Origin of the sequence: Pseudomonas brassicacearum subsp. brassicacearum (genome assembly GCF_008801605.1) — a bacterium.
In the GTDB taxonomy this organism is placed as follows: Bacteria; Pseudomonadota; Gammaproteobacteria; order Pseudomonadales; family Pseudomonadaceae; genus Aquipseudomonas; species Aquipseudomonas brassicacearum.
This window is the reverse complement of record NZ_VZPJ01000002.1, coordinates 175,315-200,187: the sequence shown is the minus strand read 5'-3', so window position 1 is coordinate 200,187 and position 24,873 is coordinate 175,315. Positions and strand designations below refer to the sequence as shown.

General features: G+C 58.1%; 26 protein-coding genes. 2 read left to right on the top strand and 24 right to left on the bottom strand.

Annotated elements, in window-relative coordinates:
* Positions 1 to 2 precede the first annotated feature (2 nt).
* Positions 3 to 650, bottom strand: coding sequence for a nicotinamidase (locus F7R20_RS06725; RefSeq protein ID WP_003207073.1), 648 nt, complete (start codon positions 648 to 650; stop codon positions 3 to 5).
* Between the two features lie 182 nt (positions 651 to 832).
* On the opposite strand from F7R20_RS06725, the gene F7R20_RS06720 reads away from it, so the two are divergent.
* Positions 833 to 1,390 carry an adenylyltransferase/cytidyltransferase family protein gene (locus tag F7R20_RS06720; RefSeq protein WP_003207075.1) on the top strand — a complete coding sequence of 186 codons (558 nt, stop codon included), beginning with the start codon at positions 833 to 835 and terminating at the stop codon, positions 1,388 to 1,390.
* Positions 1,380 to 2,087, top strand: coding sequence for an NUDIX hydrolase (locus tag F7R20_RS06715; protein WP_081352596.1), 708 nt, complete (start codon positions 1,380 to 1,382; stop codon positions 2,085 to 2,087). Before F7R20_RS06720 ends, F7R20_RS06715 begins: the two co-directional genes overlap by 11 nt.
* 3 nt (positions 2,088 to 2,090) lie before the next feature.
* On the opposite strand, the gene F7R20_RS06710 is transcribed toward F7R20_RS06715, so the two are convergent.
* From F7R20_RS06710 to rpmH, 23 genes are all read right to left on the bottom strand, one after another.
* The gene (locus tag F7R20_RS06710) at positions 2,091 to 3,347 is read right to left on the bottom strand and encodes a type II toxin-antitoxin system HipA family toxin (protein WP_003207078.1); all 1,257 of its coding nucleotides are present in this window, start codon (positions 3,345 to 3,347) and stop codon (positions 2,091 to 2,093) included.
* Positions 3,340 to 3,798 (bottom strand): helix-turn-helix domain-containing protein, encoded by a 459-nt coding sequence (locus tag F7R20_RS06705; RefSeq protein WP_013694633.1) that lies wholly within the window; start codon positions 3,796 to 3,798, stop codon positions 3,340 to 3,342. The genes F7R20_RS06710 and F7R20_RS06705 overlap by 8 nt, the downstream gene beginning before the upstream one ends.
* A gap of 318 nt (positions 3,799 to 4,116) precedes the next feature.
* Positions 4,117 to 5,949 carry a glutamine--fructose-6-phosphate transaminase (isomerizing) gene (gene glmS, locus F7R20_RS06700; protein ID WP_003207080.1) on the bottom strand — a complete coding sequence of 611 codons (1,833 nt, stop codon included), beginning with the start codon at positions 5,947 to 5,949 and terminating at the stop codon, positions 4,117 to 4,119.
* A gap of 1 nt (position 5,950) precedes the next feature.
* Positions 5,951 to 6,727, bottom strand: coding sequence for a DeoR/GlpR family DNA-binding transcription regulator (locus tag F7R20_RS06695; RefSeq protein WP_003207082.1), 777 nt, complete (start codon positions 6,725 to 6,727; stop codon positions 5,951 to 5,953).
* A gap of 208 nt (positions 6,728 to 6,935) precedes the next feature.
* A complete protein-coding gene (glmU, locus tag F7R20_RS06690) occupies positions 6,936 to 8,303 on the bottom strand; it encodes a bifunctional UDP-N-acetylglucosamine diphosphorylase/glucosamine-1-phosphate N-acetyltransferase GlmU (RefSeq protein WP_003207085.1) in 1,368 nt (455 codons plus the stop codon).
* Between the two features lie 115 nt (positions 8,304 to 8,418).
* Positions 8,419 to 8,844 carry a F0F1 ATP synthase subunit epsilon gene (locus F7R20_RS06685; RefSeq protein ID WP_003207087.1) on the bottom strand — a complete coding sequence of 142 codons (426 nt, stop codon included), beginning with the start codon at positions 8,842 to 8,844 and terminating at the stop codon, positions 8,419 to 8,421.
* Between the two features lie 45 nt (positions 8,845 to 8,889).
* The gene (gene atpD, locus F7R20_RS06680) at positions 8,890 to 10,266 is read right to left on the bottom strand and encodes a F0F1 ATP synthase subunit beta (RefSeq protein WP_003207089.1); all 1,377 of its coding nucleotides are present in this window, start codon (positions 10,264 to 10,266) and stop codon (positions 8,890 to 8,892) included.
* Between the two features lie 27 nt (positions 10,267 to 10,293).
* Positions 10,294 to 11,154, bottom strand: coding sequence for a F0F1 ATP synthase subunit gamma (atpG, locus tag F7R20_RS06675; protein WP_003207090.1), 861 nt, complete (start codon positions 11,152 to 11,154; stop codon positions 10,294 to 10,296).
* A 50-nt stretch (positions 11,155 to 11,204) separates the two neighbouring features.
* Complete coding sequence (gene atpA, locus F7R20_RS06670) at positions 11,205 to 12,749, bottom strand: F0F1 ATP synthase subunit alpha (RefSeq protein WP_003207093.1); 1,545 nt, start codon at positions 12,747 to 12,749, stop codon at positions 11,205 to 11,207.
* A 21-nt stretch (positions 12,750 to 12,770) separates the two neighbouring features.
* Positions 12,771 to 13,307 carry a F0F1 ATP synthase subunit delta gene (locus F7R20_RS06665; RefSeq protein WP_003207094.1) on the bottom strand — a complete coding sequence of 179 codons (537 nt, stop codon included), beginning with the start codon at positions 13,305 to 13,307 and terminating at the stop codon, positions 12,771 to 12,773.
* A gap of 12 nt (positions 13,308 to 13,319) precedes the next feature.
* Entirely contained in the window at positions 13,320 to 13,790 is a 471-nt protein-coding gene (locus F7R20_RS06660) for a F0F1 ATP synthase subunit B (protein WP_003187193.1), read from the bottom strand.
* 58 nt (positions 13,791 to 13,848) lie between these two features.
* Positions 13,849 to 14,106, bottom strand: a complete 258-nt coding sequence (gene atpE / locus F7R20_RS06655) for a F0F1 ATP synthase subunit C (protein ID WP_003097235.1) — start codon at positions 14,104 to 14,106, stop codon at positions 13,849 to 13,851.
* Between the two features lie 131 nt (positions 14,107 to 14,237).
* Complete coding sequence (gene atpB, locus F7R20_RS06650; RefSeq protein ID WP_003207096.1) at positions 14,238 to 15,107, bottom strand: F0F1 ATP synthase subunit A; 870 nt, start codon at positions 15,105 to 15,107, stop codon at positions 14,238 to 14,240.
* A gap of 16 nt (positions 15,108 to 15,123) precedes the next feature.
* Positions 15,124 to 15,531, bottom strand: coding sequence for a F0F1 ATP synthase subunit I (locus tag F7R20_RS06645; protein ID WP_013694636.1), 408 nt, complete (start codon positions 15,529 to 15,531; stop codon positions 15,124 to 15,126).
* Positions 15,532 to 15,679: 148 nt separating this feature from the next.
* Positions 15,680 to 16,552, bottom strand: coding sequence for a ParB/RepB/Spo0J family partition protein (locus F7R20_RS06640; RefSeq protein WP_003207098.1), 873 nt, complete (start codon positions 16,550 to 16,552; stop codon positions 15,680 to 15,682).
* Positions 16,553 to 16,561: 9 nt separating this feature from the next.
* Positions 16,562 to 17,359 carry a ParA family protein gene (locus F7R20_RS06635; protein ID WP_003207100.1) on the bottom strand — a complete coding sequence of 266 codons (798 nt, stop codon included), beginning with the start codon at positions 17,357 to 17,359 and terminating at the stop codon, positions 16,562 to 16,564.
* An 18-nt stretch (positions 17,360 to 17,377) separates the two neighbouring features.
* Positions 17,378 to 18,013, bottom strand: a complete 636-nt coding sequence (rsmG, locus tag F7R20_RS06630) for a 16S rRNA (guanine(527)-N(7))-methyltransferase RsmG (RefSeq protein ID WP_013694637.1) — start codon at positions 18,011 to 18,013, stop codon at positions 17,378 to 17,380.
* A gap of 5 nt (positions 18,014 to 18,018) precedes the next feature.
* Entirely contained in the window at positions 18,019 to 19,917 is a 1,899-nt protein-coding gene (gene mnmG / locus F7R20_RS06625) for a tRNA uridine-5-carboxymethylaminomethyl(34) synthesis enzyme MnmG (protein ID WP_003207103.1), read from the bottom strand.
* Positions 19,918 to 20,481: 564 nt separating this feature from the next.
* Positions 20,482 to 21,852 (bottom strand): tRNA uridine-5-carboxymethylaminomethyl(34) synthesis GTPase MnmE, encoded by a 1,371-nt coding sequence (mnmE, locus tag F7R20_RS06615; protein WP_003207104.1) that lies wholly within the window; start codon positions 21,850 to 21,852, stop codon positions 20,482 to 20,484.
* Positions 21,853 to 21,931: 79 nt separating this feature from the next.
* A complete protein-coding gene (gene yidC, locus F7R20_RS06610) occupies positions 21,932 to 23,614 on the bottom strand; it encodes a membrane protein insertase YidC (RefSeq protein WP_003207105.1) in 1,683 nt (560 codons plus the stop codon).
* Between the two features lie 2 nt (positions 23,615 to 23,616).
* The gene (gene yidD, locus F7R20_RS06605) at positions 23,617 to 23,862 is read right to left on the bottom strand and encodes a membrane protein insertion efficiency factor YidD (protein WP_010465488.1); all 246 of its coding nucleotides are present in this window, start codon (positions 23,860 to 23,862) and stop codon (positions 23,617 to 23,619) included.
* Entirely contained in the window at positions 23,855 to 24,256 is a 402-nt protein-coding gene (rnpA, locus tag F7R20_RS06600) for a ribonuclease P protein component (protein WP_003207107.1), read from the bottom strand. Before rnpA ends, yidD begins: the two co-directional genes overlap by 8 nt.
* 16 nt (positions 24,257 to 24,272) lie before the next feature.
* Entirely contained in the window at positions 24,273 to 24,407 is a 135-nt protein-coding gene (gene rpmH / locus F7R20_RS06595; RefSeq protein ID WP_003213577.1) for a 50S ribosomal protein L34, read from the bottom strand.
* Positions 24,408 to 24,873 lie beyond the last annotated feature (466 nt).

The window sequence follows — 24,873 nt, the reverse complement described above, 5'->3', positions numbered from 1 at the left end:
CCTTATGCGTTTGCCAGGCGGATGGTTTCTTCGCGCGTCGCGGCAACCGAGACGCCCGCTTGCCGCATGTCTTGAATGGCTTGAATAGCCCCCTCTTCACTGATGGCCCGACAGGCCGGGAGGTGAATGATCACCTTGAAGCCGGCGGCGGCCAGTTGCAAAACGGTGGTCTTGACGCAGAAATCCAGCGCCAGCCCGCCAACTATCACCTGCTCCACACCCAGGCCGTTCAGGTACTCGATCACCCCGGTGGACAGCTTGCCGTGCAGGTCGTGATAGCAGGCGCCGTAGGGGTGCAAATCCGGCTCGACGCCCTTCCAGACGAAATAGTCGTAGTCGTAGGGAGTCGGCAGTTGATCCAGCAAAGCGAAACCTTCGGTGCCGGGAACGCAGTGGCTGACCCAGGTGATATCGGCATGCTCGAGCCCGGTCGGCACGAACATCTGTGCGTGATCGGCGACCACCCACGGCGCCAGGGGCGAATGGGCGTCCTTGCTGCCGACGCGGAGGCTGGCCAGGGACGCGATGAAATTCAGCTCACCGGCAATCTGGTCGCCGCCCGGCACTGGAAGCTCATCGGGGCATAGCGGCGTGAAGCTCTTTTGCGCATCGACATCGAAGGAAGCTGTTTTCCGGGTCAGGCTGTTCATGCTGGGTTTCTCCTCTTCATGGCCGTGAGAGTACATAAGGTGTACTTTCATAACAAGCCACTCGCAGAAAATATTTTTGATGAGTCTTCTTTAATTAATGGCTATGGTTCAGCACAAAGCAGGTTTTCACTAAAAAGATTTTGCTGATAGAGTACATGTCATGTACCAAAAGAGGATGTGCCATGTTCGAGATTGCCCTTTATGGCGGCGCCTTCAATCCCCCGCACGCCGGTCACGCCCAGGTGATGATCGAGGCCTCACGCCAGGCCAGACGCGTGCTGGTGGTCCCCAGCTTGCGGCATCCCTACGGCAAGCAAATGGTCGACTATGAGGTTCGCCTGAACTGGCTGGAATCGATCGTCGAGAACGTTCAGCCACTGTGCTGCGCCGAAGTGCGTGCAAGCCGGGTGGAACAGGTCGTGGCCCGTGGCGTTGAAGGCGCAATCTACAGCTACACCCTGCTCGCCCACCTCGCCGACAGCCTGGCCCTGGACGGCAAGCGGATTGCGTTGGTGGTGGGTCAGGATGTTGCGGATCGGCTGCCGACCTTCTACCGCGGCCAGGAATTGCTGGAGCGTTTTTCCATTCTTTGCGTGGAGGAAAGGATCCACGTGCGCAGCACGGTGGTTCGCGACCGACTGGCTTTGGGCAAACCGCTTCCCAGCGACTGGATGGCACCGGGCATGAACCCGTTAAACTATGGTCTTTACGCTCCCCACGGAAATCGACATGCCCACTAGCACAGCCCCCGCGCGCGGTTATCTGCACACCATCGACCTCTGTGTGCTGCGCTTCTGCCGGGAAACCCACGCACTGGAAATCCTCCTGAACCGACGGGAAGCCGAGCCGTTTGCCGGCCATTGGGCGCTGCCCGGGATCGTGGTCAATGGTGACGTCGAAGATCTCACGCTGAACGACGCCGTGGAGCGCCTGCGTAACTCAAACAAGGTCGGCATGCCGCTGGCCTGGATCGAACAGGTCGGCACCGTCGGCGACGCGTTCCGCGATCCGCGCTGCTGGTCGTCCTCGACGTTCTACCTGGCGATTGTCAGCGAGGCGGTCCAGCTCGCCGAACACCAGGGATTTTTCCCCCTCAAGGACGTCGCTGACGCCTCGATCAAACTTCCTTTCGACCACAACAGCCTGGTGGCTGCAGTCCAGGAGCGGTTGTTGTCCAAAGCCCTCTATAGCAGCCTGCCGCTGATATTCCTGGGCCCGGAATTCAGCGCGCCGGAAGCGGTGGGCATTTTCTCCGTGGTGCTCGATCGCCCGGTACTCAAGACCAGCATGCGCCAGCGTTTGCTGAAGATGACCGAGGCGGGTTATTTGCAGGAAACCGGTCGCAAAAAAAGCGGTGACGGCGGCCGCCCGCAACGCACGGTGGAAAATCTCAAGCCGACCAGCGTTTATCTTTTTGATCGTTGTTTTCTGGAGTAGCGGTCAGCGGGCAAGCGCGAATGCTGGCGCTATGCGCTCCTGCTCATTGCTTGAGATTCCCAGATAGCGCGCGACTCTGGGCCATTTCCTGACGACGCCCTGAAACCTCTCGATGGTTTGTCTGGCATCGTCAGCAGACACTCGGAAGTAGCCTGCCACGCTCATTGCCAAATCAAGGTCCATGGCGTTATCTGCCTCTGAAACGTTGAGCCTCAAGCCAGTATCTCCAGGGACAGGGTTCATGTCATACGCAGGCGAAAGACGCCAACCGCGCCCTGGCTGCAATAGGAAACCATGGTTTCGTAGATGATCGTCAGTATTCGAAACCAGCATGTTGAAGACAATTCTTCGCCAAAGCTCGCGAAGATCTAAGTCGGGAGCGGCACCCTCCCTCACCAATACCTCTGCAATCTCCAGATAACTCGCCCCCGTCTCATGCCCATCACCATCTTGGTGCTCCGTCAGGGTCATCGCTGAAGCAAAGTGAAGTCGCCCACCCTTTGCTGTTCTGTCAAAGCGCTTAACCATGAAACAGTGGTAATCACTCGCGTATCGTTGCGCTCTCCCTTCGGCAACATTTAGTCCACAGCCTTGGGCCAATGTGTTGACGACCATCTCCCAGCCGCCCACGTCGTGGGTGTCTCTATTACTGGGGAATTTTCCTATCCAGAGAGCGTGATCGTCATCGACTACGCTTGCCTTGGGCCTCGCTCCGCCCAGAGAGCCACCTGGAGCAATGAGCATTCGAATCCAGTCCTGCCCCTGAGCCCCCCGATCCTCTCCGGCTTCAAATCGACGCGAAGCCTCTTCAAGCTCCCGCATGCGAGCCATAGGTGGGGCGGCCTGTTCCACATGGTCGTCAAGGAACGCTCCCTCTTCCTCCACTTTGAAACGCAACCCCCCTACCCGGTAAGCGTCGTGAACACCGATGAGGTAGTCCGAGTCAAATAGCCGTGCGTCCTGCGGTACGACTCCTGCTCTTTTATCCCGCTCCAGGCGACGATCCATCAGCAGTCGCCCCCATCGATCAGGTGAGGAGTCCGATACGCACCCAAAGCAATTTCTCGCTGGATATTGCCGTCCTTCGTAAGGCTGAATCCGAGGGTCGATCGCAATCTGAGTGTGAATGGTTTGAAGAACGGCCCGCGCGTATTCAAACTCCATACGCTCTGATCCTGCCAATCTGCGGGAATGAAGGGTCCCAAGCAGTACCGGTGCTGTTTCATTCCAGTCTGCGTAGACGAAAATCCTTTCAGGCATCGTCGTCCCCTAGAAGCTTCTTAGCCAGTTCAGAGCTTGTCTGGCTCCGACTGTCAGCGGCTGGTGATGTAGAACTATTTTCTTTTGCTGAGACGCTGACCAAGTTGTCCCAATGAAATTGAGGCAGCCGTACTTTTGGCTTGATGTGCTCGACTGCAGACCGCCCTTTCAGCTCAGCATCTTGCAGATCACGGCCTAGCTCATCCGTGCGTGCAAGCAATTCGAGATCCTTCTCCAACCCCAAGGCTACTAACACTGAAACGTAGGCTCCGATGGTCACAGCGGGGCTGCCACTTTCCAGCGCCCTCAACGTGGGGGCGCTCATGCCTGCCCGCGCCGCCATTTGCGCCGCAGTTATCTTACGGCGCTTACGAGCCAGCTCGATCCGTTCGCCAAACTGGCGCAGGAGCCGCTCGGCTGACGGCATGAGGGGTGCGGTTTTTTTAGGCATGGCCGTATTTTTTCAATTTCTGCAGGAATTTGAAAAAATACTAGCACATAGATTCCAGGCACTCGCTTCTAAGCGAGAAAAATATGAAAGTATTTTTTCATATTTCAGATAAAAATCGAAAAATACCTTCCAGTTCCACCTCTGGCTGCTCAATTAGCGCAGATGCTAAGTCTGGTTCGTATTCTGCTGTGGTAAAGGGGGATATACGATCAAGGTCTAGCCATGCGTCAGGGAAGAATGACCGGGTTTAGCAGCGCTAAACCCGAACAGACTTATGACTTAGGATCACCAAGGAGAGCCAGGCTTCTGGTGGGCGACTCACTCCACCGTCACAGATTTCGCCAGGTTACGCGGCTGGTCCACATCAGTCCCCTTGAGCACCGCGACGTAGTACGACAGCAGTTGCAGCGGGATGGTGTAGAGAATCGGCGACAGGATGTCGTGGATGTGTGGCATGTGCACCACGTGGGTGCCTTCGCCATTGGTCATGCCAGCCTTTTCGTCGGCAAAGACAATCAACTGGCCGCCACGGGCGCGCACTTCCTGCAGGTTGGACTTGAGCTTTTCCAGCAGCTCGTTGTTCGGCGCGACGGTGACCACCGGCATGTCGTTATCCACAAGCGCCAGCGGGCCGTGCTTGAGCTCGCCGGCCGGGTAGGCCTCGGCGTGGATGTAGGAGATTTCCTTGAGCTTCAAGGCCCCTTCCATCGCCACCGGGAATTGCGCGCCACGGCCCAGGAACAGGGTGTGGTTCTTCTCGGCGAACAGCTCGGCGATTTTTTCCACAGTACCGTCCATGGCCAGGGCTTCGCCCAGGCGAGCCGGCAGGCGACGCAGTTCTTCCACCAGTTCGGCCTCGACGCCCTTGCCCAGCGTACCGCGCACTTGGCCCAAGGCCAGCGTCAGCAACAGCAACCCCACCAGTTGCGTAGTGAACGCCTTGGTCGACGCCACGCCGATCTCACGACCGGCCTGGGTCAGCAGGGTCAGGTCGGATTCGCGCACCAGCGAGCTGATGCCCACGTTGCAGATCGCCAGGCTGGCGAGGAAACCCAGTTCCTTGGCGTTGCGCAAGGCGGCCAGGGTGTCGGCGGTTTCGCCGGACTGGGAGATGGTGACGAACAGCGAATCGGGTTGCACCACCACTTTGCGATAGCGGAACTCGCTGGCGACTTCGACCTGGCACGGAATACCAGCCAGTTCTTCCAACCAGTAACGGGCGACCATGCCGGCGTGATAACTGGTGCCGCAGGCCACGATCTGCACGTTGCGGACCTTGGCGAACAACTCGGCCGCCTGTGGACCGAACGCCTGGACCAGCACCTGGTTCTGGCTCATGCGGCCTTCCAGGGTGCGTTGCACCACGGCCGGTTGTTCGTGGATTTCCTTGAGCATGAAGTGGCGGAACTCGCCCTTGTCAGCGGCTTCGGCACCGTCGCGGTACTGGACGGTCTCACGCTCTACACTTTTGCCATCGAGGTCCCAGATCTGCACGCTGTCGCGGCGGATTTCGGCGATATCGCCTTCTTCCAGGTACATGAAGCGGTCGGTGACCTGGCGCAGCGCCAACTGGTCGGAAGCCAGGAAGTTTTCCCCCAGGCCGAGGCCGATGACCAATGGGCTGCCGCTGCGGGCTGCCACCAGGCGATCAGGTTGTTTCGTGCTGATGACCGCCAGGCCATAGGCACCGTGCAGTTCCTTGACGGTGGCCTTGAGGGCGACGGTCAGGTCCAACAGGTCCTTGAGCTTGTGATTGAGCAGATGGGCAATGACTTCAGTGTCGGTGTCCGAGGTGAACACATAGCCAAGCGCCTTGAGCTGTTCACGCAGGGCTTCGTGGTTTTCGATGATGCCGTTGTGCACCACCGCCAGGTCGCCGGAAAAATGCGGGTGAGCGTTACGCTCGCACGGCGCGCCATGGGTGGCCCAGCGGGTGTGGGCGATGCCCAGGCGACCGAGCAGCGGTTCGGCTTCCAGCGCCTGCTCCAGCTCGCTGACCTTGCCCGGACGACGCATGCGTTCGAGCTTCTCGTCGTTGGTAAACACCGCCACACCGGCGCTGTCATAACCGCGGTACTCCAGGCGCTTGAGGCCTTCGAGCAAGATTGCTGTGATGTTGCGTTCAGCAACGGCGCCGACAATTCCACACATGCTATTTCTCCTGGCTGACAGGCGCGCAGATCACGGTGATGCCGCGGGCCTGAATCTGATCGCGGGCCTCTACGGGCAGGCGATCATCGGTAATGAGGGTATGGACGCTGCTCCACGGCAGCTCCAGGTTGGGGATCTTGCGGCCGATCTTGTCGGCCTCCACCATCACGATCACTTCGCGGGTAACCTCAGCCATCACACGGCTCAAGCCCAGCAGTTCGTTGAAGGTGGTGGTACCTCGAACCAGATCGATGCCGTCGGCGCCGATGAACAACTGGTCGAAGTCGTAGGAACGCAGGACCTGCTCGGCCACCTGGCCCTGGAACGACTCGGAATGAGGGTCCCAGGTGCCGCCGGTCATCAACAGCACCGGCTCGTGCTCCAGTTCGCTCAAGGCATTGGCGACGTGCAGGGAATTGGTCATCACCACCAGGCCCGGCTGTTGGCCGAGTTGCGGAATCATGGCCGCCGTGGTGCTGCCGCTGTCGATGATGATGCGCGCATGTTCGCGGATCCGCTTCACCGCGGCCCGGGCAATGGCCAGTTTGTACTTGGAGACGGTTTGCCCGTTATCGGCCACCAACTCCTGCGGCATCGGGACCGCGCCACCGTAGCGACGCAGCAGAAGGCCGTTGGTTTCCAGGGCGGCGAGATCCTTGCGAATCGTAACTTCCGAGGTTTCGAAGCGCTTGGCCAACTCATCCACACTGACCTCACCCTGCTCCTGGAGCAAGGCAAGGATGTTGTGACGGCGTTGTGGTGTGTTGCGTTTCGACATGGCGGTATAAGTTTCGATTCGAAAGATAACGTAAGCAATCAAAACCTATTGAAGGGATGTCGTCAAGGCAGGAAAAGAAAAATTCAGAAACTCCCTAAATTACTGTGGGAGCGAGCTTGCTCGCGAAGGGGCCAGTTCAGGCAATGCTGCTTTACCTGATACACCGCTATCGCGAGCAAGCTCGCTCCCACAGGGGATTGTGGATAACTTAACTTTTCTTGATTTTCTCCGGGCGCTTCCAGCCATCAATATTCTTCTGCCGCGCTCGTCCCACCGCCAACTGTGCGTTATCCACATTCTGGGTAATGGTCGAACCGGCTGCCGTGGTCGCACCGTTGGAGATATCCACAGGCGCCACCAAGGAGTTGTTCGAGCCGATGAACACATCTTCACCCAACACGGTTTTCCACTTGTTGGCGCCATCGTAGTTGCAGGTGATGGTCCCGGCGCCAATGTTGGTGCGGGCGCCGACTTCAGTGTCACCGAGGTAGGTCAGGTGCCCGGCCTTGGCGCCTTCGCCCAGATGAGCATTCTTCAGTTCAACGAAGTTACCCACATGGGCACGGGCTTCCAGCACCGAGCCTGGACGCAGGCGGGCAAACGGGCCGGCGTCGCTGCCCTCTCCCATGACCGCACCGTCGAGATGGCTGTTGGCTTTGATCACCACGCCTTTGCGCAGGGTGCTGTCCTTGATCACGCAGTTCGGGCCGATGACCACGTCGTCTTCGATGACAACCTTGCCTTCGAGGATGACGTTGATGTCGATGACCACGTCGCGACCCACGCTGACTTCACCACGCACGTCGAAACGGGCCGGATCGCGCAGGGTCACACCTTGGGCCATCAGGCGGCGGGCGGCGCGCAATTGATAGTGGCGCTCCAGTTCGGCCAGTTGCCGACGATCATTGGCACCTTGCACTTCCATGGCGTCCAGCGGCTGCTCGGTGGCGACCACCAGCCCGTCGCTGACCGCCATGGCGATCACATCGGTCAGGTAGTACTCGCCCTGGGCATTGTTGTTCGACAAGCGGCTCATCCAGTCACCCAGGCGCTCGGCCGGTACGGCCAGAATCCCGGTGTTGCCTTCAGTGATCGCGCGCTGGGCTTCGTTGGCGTCCTTCTGCTCGACGATGGCGGTCACCTGGCCGTCGACGTTACGTACGATGCGGCCATAACCGGTGGGGTCGTCGAGCTCGACGGTCAACAGGCCCAACTGTTGTGGCGCGACATGCTTGAGCAGGCGTTGCAAGGTGTCGACTTCGATCAGCGGCACATCGCCGTAGAGAATCAGCACCGTATCGGCCGTGATGAACGGCACGGCCTGGGCCACTGCATGGCCGGTGCCCAGTTGTTTGTCCTGCAGAACGAAATTCAGGTCATCGGCGGCCAGGCGTTCGCGCACCGCATCGGCACCGTGGCCGATCACCACGTGAATGCGCTGTGGATCAAGTTGCCGGGCGCTGTGGATAACATGGCCGAGCATGGAGTTGCCGGCTACCGGGTGCAAGACCTTGGGCAGCGCCGAACGCATGCGAGTGCCTTGACCGGCCGCGAGGATAACGATTTCAAGAGACATGACTGGCTACCAATCCTGGGTGGTCAGCGGCTGCGACCAGATGATGAGTGTCGGGAAAAGAAAAAAGGGTAGCCGAGGCTACCCTTTTTAATCAATCGCACAGAAAGCAGACGGCTTAGCCGCCGAACTTCTTGCGGATCTGCTGGACGGTACGCAGCTGGGCTGCGGCCTCGGCCAGACGTGCAGCAGCAGAACCGTAATCGAACTCCGCGCCTCGCTCGTGCAGGGCCTTCTCGGCAGCCTTGACGGCTTCCTGAGCGGAGGCTTCGTCCAGGTCGGCAGCACGTTGCACAGTGTCGGCAAGGACCTTGACCATGTTCGGCTGAACCTCGAGGAAACCACCGGAGATGTAATACACCTCGGCTTCCCCGCCCTGCTTGATCAAGCGGATCGGACCCGGTTTCAGATTAGTGATCAGCGGTGCGTGACCCAGAGCGATACCAAGATCACCCAGCTCACCATGCGCAATCACCATCTCGACCAGACCGGAGAAGATTTCCCCTTCCGCACTGACGATATCGCAATGGACTGTCATAGCCATCTGATTGCCTCAACCTAAATTAGCGCCCGTTGCCGGGCGCCGGGATTACAGTTTCTTGGCTTTCTCGATCGCTTCTTCGATGCCGCCGACCATGTAGAACGCTTGTTCTGGCAGGTGGTCGTAGTCACCGTTGAGGATGCCTTTGAAGCCAGCAATGGTGTCTTTCAGGGAAACGTATTTACCCGAGGCACCGGTGAAGACTTCAGCCACGAAGAACGGCTGCGACAAGAAGCGCTGGATCTTACGAGCGCGGGATACCAACTGCTTGTCGGCTTCCGACAGCTCGTCCATACCCAGGATCGCAATGATGTCCTTCAGCTCTTTGTAGCGCTGCAGCACGTACTGGACGCCGCGAGCGGTGTCGTAGTGCTCCTGGCCGATCACGTTCGGGTCCAGCTGGCGCGAAGTCGAGTCCAGTGGATCAACCGCTGGGTAGATACCCAGGGAAGCGATGTCACGGGACAGAACGACGGTGGCGTCCAAGTGGGCGAAGGTGGTCGCTGGCGACGGGTCGGTCAAGTCATCCGCAGGTACGTATACCGCTTGGATCGAAGTGATCGAACCTTCCTTGGTCGAAGTGATACGTTCTTGCAGAACGCCCATCTCTTCAGCCAGGGTCGGCTGGTAACCTACTGCCGAAGGCATACGGCCCAGCAGTGCGGATACTTCGGTACCGGCCAGGGTGTAACGGTAGATGTTGTCGACGAACAGCAGAACGTCGTTACCTTCGTCACGGAACTTCTCGGCCATGGTCAGGCCGGTCAGGGCTACGCGCAGACGGTTTCCCGGCGGCTCGTTCATCTGGCCGTAGACCAGTGCCACTTTGTCCAGAACGTTGGAATCCTTCATCTCGTGGTAGAAGTCGTTACCCTCACGAGTACGCTCACCCACACCGGCGAACACGGAATAACCGCTGTGCTCGATGGCGATGTTACGGATCAGTTCCATCATGTTTACGGTCTTGCCCACACCGGCACCACCGAACAGACCGACTTTACCGCCCTTGGCGAACGGGCAAACCAGGTCGATAACCTTGATGCCGGTTTCCAGCAGGTCGTTGCCGCCCGCCTGTTCAGCGAAGGATGGCGCAGGACGGTGAATGCCCCAGCGCTCTTCGGTGTCGATCGGACCCGCTTCGTCGATCGGGTTACCCAGTACGTCCATGATCCGGCCCAGGGTCGCTTTACCGACCGGTACGGAGATGGCAGCGCCAGAGTCGATAACGTCCAGACCGCGCTTCAAGCCTTCGGTAGAACCCATCGCAATGGTACGAACGATGCCGTCGCCCAGCTGCTGCTGAACTTCCAGGGTAGTTTCCGCGCCTTGTACTTTCAGCGCGTTGTAGATGCTCGGTACGCTGTCGCGTGGAAATTCCACGTCGATAACGGCGCCGATGATTTGAACGATACGTCCGCTACTCATAGCTGGATCCTCTGAATATTTGAACCGTTAAACCGCGGCAGCGCCGCCGACGATTTCCGAGATCTCTTGGGTGATCGCAGCCTGACGCGCCTTGTTGTAGATCAGCTGCAAATCGCTGATCAAATCACCGGCGTTGTCGGTAGCGTTCTTCATCGCGATCATCCGCGCTGCTTGTTCAGCTGCGTTGTTCTCGACCACCGCCTGGTAGACCTGCGACTCCACGTAGCGGACCATCAAGCCGTCAAGCAGCTCCTTGGCATCCGGTTCGTAGAGATAGTCCCAGTGGTGCTTGAGTTCCTGTTCCGGGGTCGCCACCAGTGGAATCAACTGCTCCACGGTTGGCTGTTGCGTCATGGTGTTGATGAACTTGTTGGATACCACGGACAGGCGGTCAATCCGGCCTTCCAGGTAAGCATCCAGCATCACCTTGACGCTGCCGATCAGATCATTGATCGACGGCTCTTCACCCAGGTGGCTGATAGCAGCGACGACGTTGCCGCCGAAGTTGCGGAAGAAAGCCGCACCCTTGCTACCAATCACGCACAGATCGATCTCGACGCCTTGTTCGCGGTTTACAGCCATGTCCTTGACCAGGGCCTTGAACAGGTTGGTGTTCAAGCCACCACACAGACCACGGTCACTGCTCACCACGACGTAACCGACGCGCTTGATAGCACGGTCGATCATGAACGGGTGGCGATATTCCGGGTTGGCGTTGGCCAGATGACCAATAACCTGGCGGATGCGCTCCGCATAAGGGCGGCTAGCAGCCATGCGCATTTGTGCCTTGCGCATTTTGCTGACCGCCACTTTTTCCATGGCGCTGGTAATTTTTTGCGTGCTTTTGATGCTCGCAATCTTACTGCGAATCTCTTTTGCGCCTGCCATGTAACACCTATCAGGTTAGCAAGCGGGAGCCTTGCGACTCCCGCTGCGGCTTACCAGGTTTGGGTGGCCTTGAACTTCTCGATACCGGCTTTCATGCCAGCGTCGATTTCGTCATTGAAGTCACCCTTCACGTTGATCTTGGCCAACAAGTCGGCGTGATCGCGGTTGAAGTAAGCAATCAGCGCTTGTTCAAAGCTGCCGACCTTGGCGATTTCAACGTCAGTCAGGAACCCACGCTCAGCGGCATACAGCGACAGCGCCATGTCAGCGATCGACATTGGTGCGTATTGCTTCTGCTTCATCAGCTCGGTAACGCGCTGACCATGCTCAAGTTGCTTACGGGTCGCTTCGTCCAGGTCAGAAGCGAACTGGGCGAATGCCGCCAGTTCACGGTACTGGGCCAGGGCGGTACGGATACCACCGGACAGCTTCTTGATGATCTTGGTCTGAGCGGCACCACCCACACGGGATACCGAAACACCGGCGTTCACAGCAGGACGGATCCCGGAGTTGAACATGGCCGATTCCAGGAAGATCTGACCGTCGGTGATGGAAATCACGTTGGTCGGAACGAACGCGGAAACGTCGCCAGCCTGGGTTTCGATGATCGGCAGAGCGGTCAGGGAGCCGGTCTTGCCGGTCACTGCGCCGTTGGTGAACTTCTCTACGTACTCTTCCGAAACGCGGGATGCGCGCTCCAGCAGACGGGAGTGGAGATAGAACACGTCGCCTGGGTAGGCTTCACGGCCTGGTGGACGGCGCAGCAGCAGGGAGATCTGGCGGTAAGCCACTGCCTGCTTGGACAGATCGTCATAAACGATCAGCGCGTCTTCACCGCGGTCGCGGAAGTATTCGCCCATGGTGCAACCGGAGTACGGTGCCAGGAACTGCAGCGCAGGAGATTCCGATGCGCTGGCTGCCACGATGATCGTGTTGGCCAGGGCGCCGTTTTCTTCCAGCTTGCGAACCACGTTGGCGATGGTCGATTGCTTCTGACCGATGGCTACGTAGACGCAGAAAATGCCGCTGTTCTTCTGGTTGATGATCGCGTCGATCGCCAGAGCGGTCTTACCGATCTGACGGTCACCGATGATCAGCTCACGCTGGCCACGGCCGACAGGGATCATGGCATCGACAGCCTTGTAGCCAGTCTGTACAGGCTGGTCTACCGACTTACGCCAGATCACGCCAGGAGCAACTTTCTCGACCGCGTCGGTCTCGGTGTTGTTCAGCGGACCTTTGCCGTCAACAGGGTTACCCAGTGCGTCGACAACGCGACCCAGCAGTTCCTTACCAACCGGAACTTCGAGGATGCGGCCGGTGCACTTGGCGCTCATGCCTTCGGCCAGCGACTGGTAGGAACCCAGTACAACGGCACCTACGGAGTCTTGCTCCAGGTTGAGGGCCATACCGTAGACGCCGCCCGGAAACTCGATCATCTCGCCGTACATGACGTCGGCCAGACCGTGAATCCGCACGATACCGTCAGATACGCTGACGACAGTGCCTTCGTTACGGGCTTGGGAGGTCACATCGAGCTTGTCGATGCGGCCCTTGATAATTTCACTTATTTCGGAAGGATTGAGTTGCTGCATTGCTCTGCTGCCCCTTCAAACTCAAGATTTCAATGCTTCGGCAAGTTTCGCGATTTTGCCGCGAATCGAGCCATCGATAACCAGGTCGCCGGCGCGGATTACAACGCCCCCTATCAGGGACTTGTCTTCCTCGACTTGCAGGCGCACTTCCCGGTTGAGTCGTGCACTGAGAACCTTGGCGAGTTTGTCTTGCTGTTCTTGGTTCAATGCGAAAGCACTGGTCACTTCCACGTCTACCGACTTCTCTTGCTCGGCCTTGTACAGGTCAAAAAGAGTGGCGATCTCCGGCAGAAGCAGGAGACGGTCGTTTTCGGCAACGACGTGAATGAAATTCTGTGCCTTGGCATCGAACTTGTCGCCGCACACGTCAATGAACGTGGCGGCCTTTTCTGCGCTCGTCAGTCGCGGGGCCTTGAGCACGCGCTGCATGGTGTCGTCTTGCGACACCGCTGCAGCCAGGCCGAGCATGGCTGACCAATTGGCCAGTTGCTGGTGGGCCTGAGCGTGCTCGAAGGCCGCCTTAGCGTAAGGTCGGGCCAACGTGGTCAGTTCTGCCATGATCGCCCTCGCTTAGATTTCAGCAGCCAGTTGGTTAACCAGCTCTGCGTGCGCGTTTTGATCGATTGTGGCACCCAGGATCTTCGAAGCACCGCCAACGGCCAGGGCACCCACTTGGGCACGCAGCGCGTCTTTGACACTGTTGAGTTCCTGTTCGATCTCGGCTTGAGCCTGAGCCTTCACACGGTCAGCTTCGACGCGAGCCTGTTCACGGGCTTCGTCGACAATCTGGGTACCGCGTTTCTTGGCTTGCTCGATGATTTCAGCTGCCTGAGCTTTCGCTTCGCGCAGTTGCTGACCCACTTTCTCATGGGCCAACTCCAGGTCGCGAGCTGCACGGCTGGCAGCGTCCAGACCATCAGCGATCTTCTTTTGACGTTCGTGCAATGCCGCAATGACCGGAGGCCATACGAACTTCATGCAGAACAGTACAAAAATCAGGAACGCAACGGACTGGCCAATCAGGGTCGCATTAATGTTCACGCCAACACCTCGCAGTTACGTTGTCCATCACACCAATCTACTCGAGACATCCGAGTAATTAGCCAGCGATTTGACCAACGAACGGGTTCGCAAAGGTGAAGAACAGAGCGATACCAACACCGATCATGGTCACGGCGTCGAGCAGACCGGCCACGATGAACATTTTGACTTGCAGCATTGGAACCATTTCTGGCTGACGCGCTGCGCCTTCCAGGAACTTGCCGCCCAACAGGCCGAAACCAATTGCGGTACCCAGTGCGCCCAGGCCGATCAACAGTGCAACAGCGATAGCGGTTAGACCAACTACAGTTTCCATCTTTCCTCCCGACTTTTACGTCGTATGGTTTAGGTTTTTTAGATTAAAGCGGTAAAACAAATCGTTTCTCAGCCCGGTTCGGGCTCCTTCCCGTTTGACCGGGAAGGACATCAGACTAGTCGAGACTGGCCTTAATGGTTTTCTTCGTGCGCCATCGACAGGTAGACGATGGTCAGCATCATGAAGATGAACGCCTGCAGGGTGATGATCAGGATGTGGAACACAGCCCACGCCCATTGCAGGACTACACCCAGGCCGCTGAGCCACAGCAGGCCGCTGCCGAACATCACAGCGATCAGGATGAACACCAGTTCGCCGGCATACATGTTGCCGAACAGACGCAGTGCCAGAGAAATCGGTTTGGCGATCAGGGTCACGAACTCCAGCAGGAAGTTCACCGGGATCAGCAGGGCTTGAACCAGGATGTTCTTGCTGCCGAACGGGTGCAGGGTCAGTTCGCCGATGAAGCCGCCGATGCCCTTGACCTTGATGCTATAGAAAATGATCAGTGCGAAGACCGAGAAGGCCATGCCCAGGGTCGCGTTCGGGTCGGTGGTCGACACGGCGCGGAATGGGATGTGGTGGTCGCCGGAGATCAGGATGGCCAGCTGAGGAATCCAGTCGACCGGTACCAGGTCGACGGCGTTCATCAGGAACACCCAGACGAAGATGGTCAGTGCCAGCGGTGCGATCACCGGGCTACGGCCATGGAAGCTGTCTTTCACGCTGCCATCGACGAATTCGACCAGTACTTCAACGAAGTTCTGCAGTGCACCAGGCTGACCGGAAGTCGCCTTCTTTGCCGCCATGCGGAAAAGAAGAACGAAGATCAGACCCAATGCGACCGACCAGCCGAGGGTATCGACGTGGAAAGCCCAGAAACCCATTTCCTTGGCTTCTGCTGCGGTGTGGGCAAAGCCCCAGCCGCCGTTGGGTAGCTGACCGAAGGTCAGGTTCTGCAAGTGGTGCTGGATATAGCCCGAAGCGGTTGTCTCTGCCATGGTTGCCTCAAACGCCCTAAGGTCTCGAAAGTCTTGTTCTCATTAGCAGGGGAGCGAACCAGCTAACCAGTTGGGTCAGCACGAAGACGCTGAATACAGCCAGCGGCGCCAGTGGCTTCACACCTGCGAACGTCAATGCAAACAGCACTGCCGTCAAAATCAGTTTCCCCGCCTCACCGGCATAAAAAGACCGGACGATAGCCTGGGCTGCTCGGGCGCCGGAAAACCGAAAGGCCCTGTGAGCAAAGTAAATATTGGGAAGCAAGGCTATCAGGCCTCCGCAAAGCCCTGAGTATCCGGCGACGACTCCTTTCCATTGCCAGAGCGCCAATGCGGCGATCAGTACAACGGTGAACTGGGCCATCAAAACCGGGAAAACTGCCAGACGATGGAACGGCAAGCGGTTTGGCGTGCGGGTTTCCATCGCTTTTGCTCTCCAATAGTCGGCCGCCATAATTCAATAACTTGGCATAATTTGTGCCGACAAAATGCGCGCAGAGTATAGGGGCGGTTCTGCCCCTATTCAACTGTCAGGTAGTGATTTCCGACTGCGCGCTACAAGAGCAATTGTTTCAGCGAATGTGTGCAAGGACACCTTGCAGCTCATCGAGGGAGTTGTAACCAATCACCAATTGTCCCTTGCCCTTCTTTCCGTGGCGGATCTGCACCGCAGAGCCCAGGCGCTCGGCCAGGCGTTGTTCCAGGCGAGCGATATCAGGATCGGTTTTGGGTGCCTCGACAGGGGCCGGTTTGCCGCTCAGCCACTGGCGAACCAGTGCCTCGGTTTGGCGCACAGTCAGACCGCGTGCGACAACATGTCGCGCCCCTTCAACCTGTTGATTTTCCGGCAAACCGAGCAATGCACGGGCATGACCCATTTCCAGGTCGCCATGGGACAGCATGGTCTTGATGACTTCCGGCAACGCAATCAGGCGCAGCAGGTTGGCCACGGTCACGCGGGACTTGCCCACCGCCTCGGCAACTTGTTGCTGGGTCAGCTGGAATTCCTGCTGCAAGCGCTGCAGGGCCACGGCTTCCTCGATCGGGTTGAGGTCTTCACGCTGGATGTTCTCGATCAGCGCCATGGCGATGGCCGTTTCATCCGGCACATCGCGGACCATCGCCGGGATGGTTTCCTGGCCGGCCTGCTGGCTGGCGCGCCAGCGACGTTCGCCGGCAATGATCTCGAAGCGCCCATTGGCGATCGGCCGGACCACGATCGGCTGCATCACGCCCTGGCTCTTGATCGACTGGGCCAATTCTTCCAGCGCCTGCGGATCCATGTCCCGGCGCGGCTGATATTTGCCGCGCTGGATCAGGTCCAGCGGCAAATGCTGCAACTCACGCTGATCGACCTGGACGGCCTGCTCTTCCAGCGAGCTGACAGTGGGACCGCTGAGCAGTGCATCCAGTCCACGTCCGAGACCTCGTTTCTTGACGGCCATGGGGTTTCCTTAAGTTGGCTGGGCTGCAGCGGTGCGTGGATTGCGGCGCTGACGGCGAACCATCTCGCCCGCCAGGGCCAGGTAAGCCAGCGCGCCACGGGATTGTTTGTCGTAGGCCAGGGCCGGCATGCCGTAGCTCGGCGCTTCGGCCAGACGGATGTTACGCGGGATGACCGTGTCGTAGAGCTGCTCGCCGAAGTGTTCCTTGAGCTGGGCCGAAACATCGTTCATCAGGCTCAGGCGCGGGTCGTACATGGTCCGCAGCAGGCCTTCGACCTTCAGGTCCGGGTTCAGCAGTTCGGCGATGCGCTTGATGTTATCCACAAGGTCGCTCAACCCTTCCAATGCGAAGTACTCGCACTGCATGGGGATAATTACCCCATCGGCCGCCACCAGGGCGTTGAGGGTCAGCATCGACAGCGACGGCGGGCAGTCGATCAGGATGTAATCGTAGTTTTCCCGGATCGGCGCCAAGGCGCTGCGCAGACGGCTTTCCTTCATCTGCATTTCCAGCAGCACCACTTCGGCCGCCGTCAGGTCACGGTTGGCCGGCAGCAGTTGATAACCGCCGTGTTCGGAGAAGTGCATGGCCTGGCCCAGATCGCATTCGCCGATCAGGACGTCGTAGATGGAGTTTTCCAGGCCATGTTTATCCACACCGCTACCCATGGTGGCGTTGCCCTGTGGATCGAGATCGATCAACAGCACCCGGCGCTTGGTCGCGACCAGGGATGCTGCGAGGTTGATACAGGTGGTGGTCTTGCCCACACCACCCTTCTGGTTCGCTATCGCGAATACCTTAGCCATTCTTGCTTGTGTTCCCAATCATGCCGTGCGGCGCAGTATCAGCAGATGGCGTTGGCCTTGGCAACCGGGTACGGCCAAGGCGTGTTCGCTATCGAGGTGGAAGTCTGCCGGCAATGCTACCAGCTCATCGGCCGGATGAACGCCCTTCATTGCCAGCCAGCGCGTATCGGCGTCGCCCAGGTGGCGAGTCCAGTTGCTGAAGTTCTCCATGCTGCTGAACGCCCGGGAGATGATCCCGTTGAACGGCTCGGCAGGTTGGAACGCTTCGACGCGGCTGTGGATAACTTGCAGGTTATCCAGTTTGAGTTCGAGTTTGACCTGGGTCAGGAAGCGGGTTTTCTTGCCGTTGCTGTCCAGGCAGGTCACTTGCGAGTCGGGAAACAGTATCGCCAGCGGGATTCCTGGCATGCCACCGCCACTGCCGACATCCAGCCAGCGACCGTTTTCGACGAAGGACATGACACTGAGGCTGTCGAGCAAATGGCGCGAGACCATTTCGTCCGGATCGCGCACGGCGGTCAGGTTGTAGGCCTTGTTCCATTTGATCAACAACGCCAGATAACCCAGCAATTGCGCGTGCTGGGCTTCGGTCAGGCTGACGCCGAGCTGACGGGCACCTGTGGATAACTCTTCAGCGTGTTGCGAGGTGACCATCGAACTCAAGCGCTTTGCTCCAACTGGCGGCCGGCGCCGCGTTTTTTCAAATGAATCATCAACAGGGAAATCGCCGCCGGCGTGACGCCGGGAATGCGCGAGGCCTGGCCCAGGGTCTCTGGACGGGTCGCACCGAGCTTGCTCTGGATTTCTTTCGACAACCCGGAAATGCCGGTGTAATCGATATCCACAGGCAGCTTGGTGTCTTCACTGGCGCGCAGACGGGCGATTTCGTCCTGCTGGCGGTCGATGTAACCGGCGTATTTGGTCTTGATCTCGACCTGTTCGGCCACCTGTGGATCTTCCGCGCCCTGGCCGGTCACTTCCACCAGCCCGGCATAGTCGATTTCCGGGCGGCTCAAGAGGTTGAGCAGGTTGTATTCGTGGGTCAGCGGCGTGCCGAATTTCGCCGCAATGGCATCGCCCTGCTCGGTACCGGGACGAACCCAGGTGCTTTTCAGGCGCTGCTCTTCCAGCTCGATACTCTCGCGTTTCTTGCAGAACGCGGCCCAACGCGCGTCGTCCACCAACCCCAGTTCGCGACCTTTCTCGGTCAAGCGCAGGTCGGCGTTGTCTTCACGCAGGATCAGGCGATATTCGGCCCGGGAGGTGAACATCCGATACGGTTCCTGGGTTCCCAGGGTAATCAGGTCGTCCACCAGCACACCGATGTACGCCTCATCGCGGCGCGGGCACCAGGCTTCTTTGCCCTTGGCGAGCAGTGCGGCGTTGGCTCCGGCGAGCAAACCCTGGGCACCAGCTTCTTCGTAGCCGGTGGTGCCGTTGATCTGCCCGGCGAAGAACAGACCGCCGATAGCTTTGGTTTCCAGGCTGTACTTCAAATCGCGCGGATCGAAGTAGTCGTACTCGATCGCATAACCCGGACGCACGATGTGCGCGTTCTCCATGCCACGGATCGATTGCACGATCTGCAATTGCACGTCGAAGGGCAGACTTGTGGATATCCCGTTCGGATACAACTCATGGGTGGTCAAACCTTCCGGTTCGATGAACACCTGATGGCTTTCCTTGTCGGCAAAGCGATGGATCTTGTCTTCAATCGACGGGCAATAGCGCGGGCCGACACCTTCGATTTCACCGGCAGCGGAATACATCGGCGAACGATCGAGGTTCGCCGCGATGATTTCGTGGGTGCGGGCGTTGGTGTGGGTGATCCAGCAACTGACTTGCCGTGGATGCTGTTCCTTGTTGCCCATGAACGACATCACCGGGATCGGCGTATCGCCAGGCTGTTCGGTCATCACCGAGAAATCCACGGACTTGCCGTCGATGCGAGGTGGCGTACCGGTTTTCAGACGCCCGACACGCAATGGCAACTCACGCAGACGGTGAGCCAGAGCAATCGACGGCGGGTCACCGGCGCGACCGCCGGAAAAATTCTGCAAACCGATGTGGATAAGTCCGCCGAGGAAGGTCCCGGTGGTCAATACCACGGAATCGGCGAAGAACCGCAGGCCCATTTGCGTGACGACACCACGTACCTGGTCCTGCTCGACGATCAGGTCATCGGCCGCTTGTTGAAATATCCACAGGTTCGGCTGGTTTTCCAGGATTTCACGGACAGCGGCCTTGTACAGGACTCGGTCGGCCTGGGCGCGAGTAGCGCGCACGGCTGGGCCTTTGCGGCTGTTCAATACGCGAAACTGGATACCACCCTTATCGGTGGCCATGGCCATCGCGCCACCTAGGGCATCGATTTCCTTGACCAGGTGGCTTTTGCCGATCCCACCAATGGCAGGGTTGCAACTCATGGCACCGAGGGTTTCCACGTTATGCGTCAGCAACAGGGTTTTTGCCCCCATGCGTGCTGATGCAAGTGCTGCCTCGGTACCGGCATGACCGCCGCCGATGACGATCACTTCAAAACGGGAAGGGAAATCCACCACGCACCTCGTGCCTGCTTAATTCAGGTAATTCGGAAATAGGTCTTGAGCCTGGCCAGAGCGTTTTTCGAGCCAGGTCGGCAAGTATAGGGACTTCCCCTTTCCTAAAGAACCCTTTGCACAAAATTTAACCAGCTGTGGAAAACTCGCGGTTAAAGAAATTAAAAAGAAAGAAATTTATAAAATCTTTGTTTTTATGTTTATTCTTACTGAGCCACCTATCTGTGGATAACGTTGCACAGGCCTTTATTTTCAATATGTACAGAGATTCAAAACCCTGTGGTCAGGTGGCAATGAGGGGCTTGGATAACCGGTGTAAGCCTGTGGATGAATGGGCCTGTTATCCACAGAGGCGGTTATCTTCAGTTTTGAAGGGGGTTTATCAACCGACCTCAATGGCAGTTATTCACAGGGCTTAATCCACAGAAAACCGCAGCGATGGACCGCCGCAGCGTCCACAGGCAAGCCGCCATCAAGGGCAATCGTGTCAAAAACAGAGGAGAGGAACCGGGTTTGCGTTGGACTCGAGAGGCTTCGAGGGCAAACCCGGTTTGAAAGGCGGGGTTATTTACCGATGCAGAAGCTGGAAAAGATCCGCCCCAGCAAGTCATCGGAGCTGAAGGCCCCGGTAATTTCCCCAAGGGAATGTTGGGCCTGGCGAAGGTCTTCGGCCAACAATTCACCCGCCCCCGCCAAGGTCAGCTGCGCGCGACCGTGTTCCAGGGCGGCACTGGCATGGCGCAAGGCTTCAAGATGCCGCCTGCGGGCGCTGAAGCTGCTTTCCGAGGTCTGCTCGTAACCCATGCAGGCCTTGAGGTGTTCACGCAGCAATTCCAGGCCTTCGCCAGCCGCCTTCGCGCTCAGGCTGATGGTCACATGGCCGTCGTTGCTGACCTCAAGGACAATCGCTTCCCCGGTCAGGTCGGCCTTGTTGCGGATCAAGGTGACTTTTGCCGGATCCGGGCGGACTTCGAGGAATTCAGGCCACAGGGCAAATGGATCGTCCGCTTCCGGTGCGGTGGCATCCACCACCAGCAGGACCCGATCGGCTTCACCGATGGCCTTGAGCGCCCGTTCAACGCCGATCTTTTCCACCTGGTCCTCGGTGTCGCGCAAACCTGCGGTATCCACTACGTGCAGCGGCATGCCGTCGATGTGGATATGTTCACGCAGGATGTCCCGGGTGGTGCCGGCGATCTCGGTGACAATCGCCGCTTCACGACCGGCCAGGGCATTCAACAGGCTGGACTTGCCGGCATTCGGCCGCCCAGCGATCACCACGGTCATCCCATCGCGCAACAAGGCACCCTGCCCGGCTTCGCGCAGTACTGTGGATAACTCATCGCGCACTTTATCCAGCATGCTCAGCACGTGGCCATCGGCTAGGAAGTCGATTTCTTCTTCCGGGAAATCAATCGCGGCCTCGACGTAGATCCGCAGGCCGATCAACTGTTCGGTGAGGTTATGCACACGCAGGGAAAACGCGCCCTGCAAGGAACGCAATGCGTTGCGTGCCGCCTGCGCAGAACTGGCTTCGATCAAATCGGCGATCGCCTCGGCCTGGGCCAGGTCGAGCTTGTCGTTGAGGAATGCCCGTTCACTGAATTCACCCGGCCGCGCCAGGCGACAGCCCAGTTCCAGGCAACGCTTGAGCAGCATGTCCAGCACGACGGGGCCGCCATGCCCTTGCAGTTCCAGTACGTCTTCGCCGGTGAACGAATTCGGCCCAGGGAAATACAAGGCCAGCCCCTCGTCGAGGACCTGCTGGTCATCACTGAAAAACGGACCGTAATGAGCAAACCGCGGCTTGAGTTCACGACCGCTGATTGCCTTGGCCGCAACACTGGCCAAGGGCCCCGAAATACGGACGATGCCGACACCGCCGCGACCTTGGGCAGTGGCAACGGCGGCGATGGTTTCACGCGGTGCGCTCATAAAGCGATATCCAGACAAAAGTGGCAGATAGCAAAACGCCCCACTAGGGGGCGTTTTGTGTGGTTATCCACAGAGCAAGTTACGCCTCGGCTTTTTTCGTAGCCGCTTCGATCTTACGCGTGATGTACCACTGCTGAGTGATGGACAACACGTTGTTCACAACCCAGTACAGCACAAGACCAGCCGGGAACCACAGGAAGAAGAAGGTGAAGATGATTGGCATCATTTTCATGACCTTCGCCTGCATCGGATCCGGAGGCGTTGGGTTCAGCTGCTGCTGGATGAACATGGTCGCGCCCATGATGATCGGCAGGATGAAGAACGGATCCTTGATCGACAGGTCGGTAATCCACAGCATGAACGGTGCCTGACGCATCTCCACGCTTTCCAGCAACACCCAGTACAGCGACAGGAACACGGGCATCTGTACAAGAATCGGCAAGCATCCACCCAGCGGGTTGATCTTCTCTTTCTTGTACAACTCCATCATGGACTGGGACATTTTCTGCCGGTCATCGCCATGTTGCTCTTTCAGCGCGGCCAGTTTCGGGGCCACAGCGCGCATGCGAGCCATGGATTTGTAGCTGGCGGCCGACAATGGGAAGAACAGACCCTTGATCAGCATGGTCAGGAAAATGATCGACCAGCCCCAGTTACCGACGATGCTGTGGATATGTTGCAGCAGCCAGAAGATCGGCTGGGCAATGAACCACAGGAAACCGTAGTCCACAGTCAGTTCCAGACCTGGGGACAACTCTTTCAGCACGGCCTGGCTTTTAGGACCGGCATACAGAATGGCGCTGGTTTCGGCTTTCGCACCTGGCGCGGCAGTCAATGTCGGGCCGGTGTAACCGATGATGAAGTTGCCTTTGCTGTCTTTCCGCGTCTGGACGACGTTGCTGTCGCCTTTCTGCGGGATCCAGGCTGTTACAAAGTAGTGCTGCAGCCAGGCAACCCAGCCACCTTGGACGGTTTCCTTGAGCGGGCCCTTGTCCATGTCCTTCATCGACACTTTCTTGTACGGCTCCGAACTTGTCCACAGGGCGGCGCCCAGGTAAGTCGCGGTGCCGGTGGCAGTGCTCGAAGAAGGATCGGAGCTGGCGTCACGCTTCAATTGCGCGAACATCGCACCAGACCAGGGCTGTGCGCTCTGGTTGTCGATCAGGTAAGAGACGGTTACGTCATACAGGCCACGTTTCAAGGTGAAACGCTTGATGTAATTGACGCCATCCTTGCTGAACTTCAGGTCCACGACCAATTGGTCCTGACCGTCAGCCAGTTGATAAGTCTTCTTCTCGGCGGAGTAGATCGGGCGACCGGCCGGGTTCGAATCCGGGCCGTTGGTACCGATCAGGCCACTTTGGGCCAGATAGGTACGCTCGTTACCGTTGTCGAACAACTGGAACGGGATTTCCGGATGATCCTGGCGACGCGGGTACAGCGGCAGCTTCAGCTGGGCGACGTCACCACCTTGTGGATCGATTGCCAGCTCGAGCACGTCCGTCTTGATCTGGATGAGATCTTTGCTTACGGCCACGGGGGCTTCGGCGGGAGCGCTGGTATCGCTTGCCGCGCGCGGGATGTCGTCATTGCTGGCAGCGTTGTTGCCAACTGGGGCATCCGGCAGGCTCGGTGCGGTATTGCTGGCTGCAACATTCTGAGTCGGCAGGGCAGCCTGGCCATAGTCCTGGTTCCATTTAAGGACCATGACGTAGGACACGATTGCCAGGGCGACGATCAGGATCGTGCGTTTGATATCCATGATTACTCGGCCATCGAAGAAGAACGGGAGGTAGGGATAGGCGGAACCGGGTCATAACCGCCGGGATTCCACGGATGACAGCGACCTAAACGACGAAAGGTCAGCCAGCCACCGCGCAGTAGGCCATGATTTTCTATGGCTTCGTACGCGTAGCAGGAACAACTGGGGTAGAAACGACAGTGACTGGCCATCAAAGGACTAATGGCATAGCGGTAAAACTGGATCGGAACGAGTGCCAGTTTACGCATCAGGACTGTCTACCCCTACAGTTTCGGTGTTGACTGCTGGTACTGGCTTGTTGCGGGCCAGACGCTTCCAGAGCTTGCCGAAATGCTGAATCAATTCGGGGTTTTCTACGTCACCCAAACCTTTGCGCGCGACGATAACAATGTCCCATCCAACCAGTGAATCCTGGTTAAGGCGAAACGATTCGCGCATCAGACGTTTGAGGCGATTGCGCTGAACAGAGAGCTTGACGCTCTTTTTCCCGATAACCAGCCCTAGTCGGGGGTGATCGAGATCGTTACTGCGCGCAAGGAGCAGGAGATTTTTCCCCGGAACCTTGCCGGTAGGGGAGTCAAAGACTGCCTTGAAATGCCGGGGTGTAAGCAGACGCTTTTCCCGACTGAAGTCCTGACTCACCTCCAGTGCCGGATTATCAAACTGCCAGACGCGCACGACCTTTGGCGCGACGACGCGACAGGACGGCACGACCGTTCTTGGTAGCCATGCGAGCACGGAAACCGTGGGTACGAGCGCGTTTGATAGTGCTTGGTTGGAAAGTACGTTTCATGTCGTGTTACCTGGTTCGTCCACAACGGGCCGGAATGGCCCCCGTTTTAAGAGACCGGGGATTCTAGAGAAAGCAAGCCTCTAGGTCAATTTCCAACCAGCGTTTCCTTTAAATAGATATCCAGGCGCTTGGGCGGATTCATCACACGACGCTAGATATAGAAATAAAGAAGGGAATTATTTAAAGCTTTTCTGTAAAGCTTATAAAAGCAAGGCAGCCATCTGTCTGTGGATAACCATGCTCAGGCCTTGTAATCCGCCATGTACAGAGAATGACAACTACAGGGGAAAGCAGTGGCCAGCCTGTGCTGCGCTGTCGGATAAGCTGTGTGTGGAATGGGTGGTTATCCACAGGCCGGTTATCCACCGACTTTCGCCCCCACTTGTGCAACGACCTCAGACCCGGTTATCCACAGAGCTTATCCACCGACCGCCCGTCGTCTTTCTTGCAGTTAACGCATTGATAA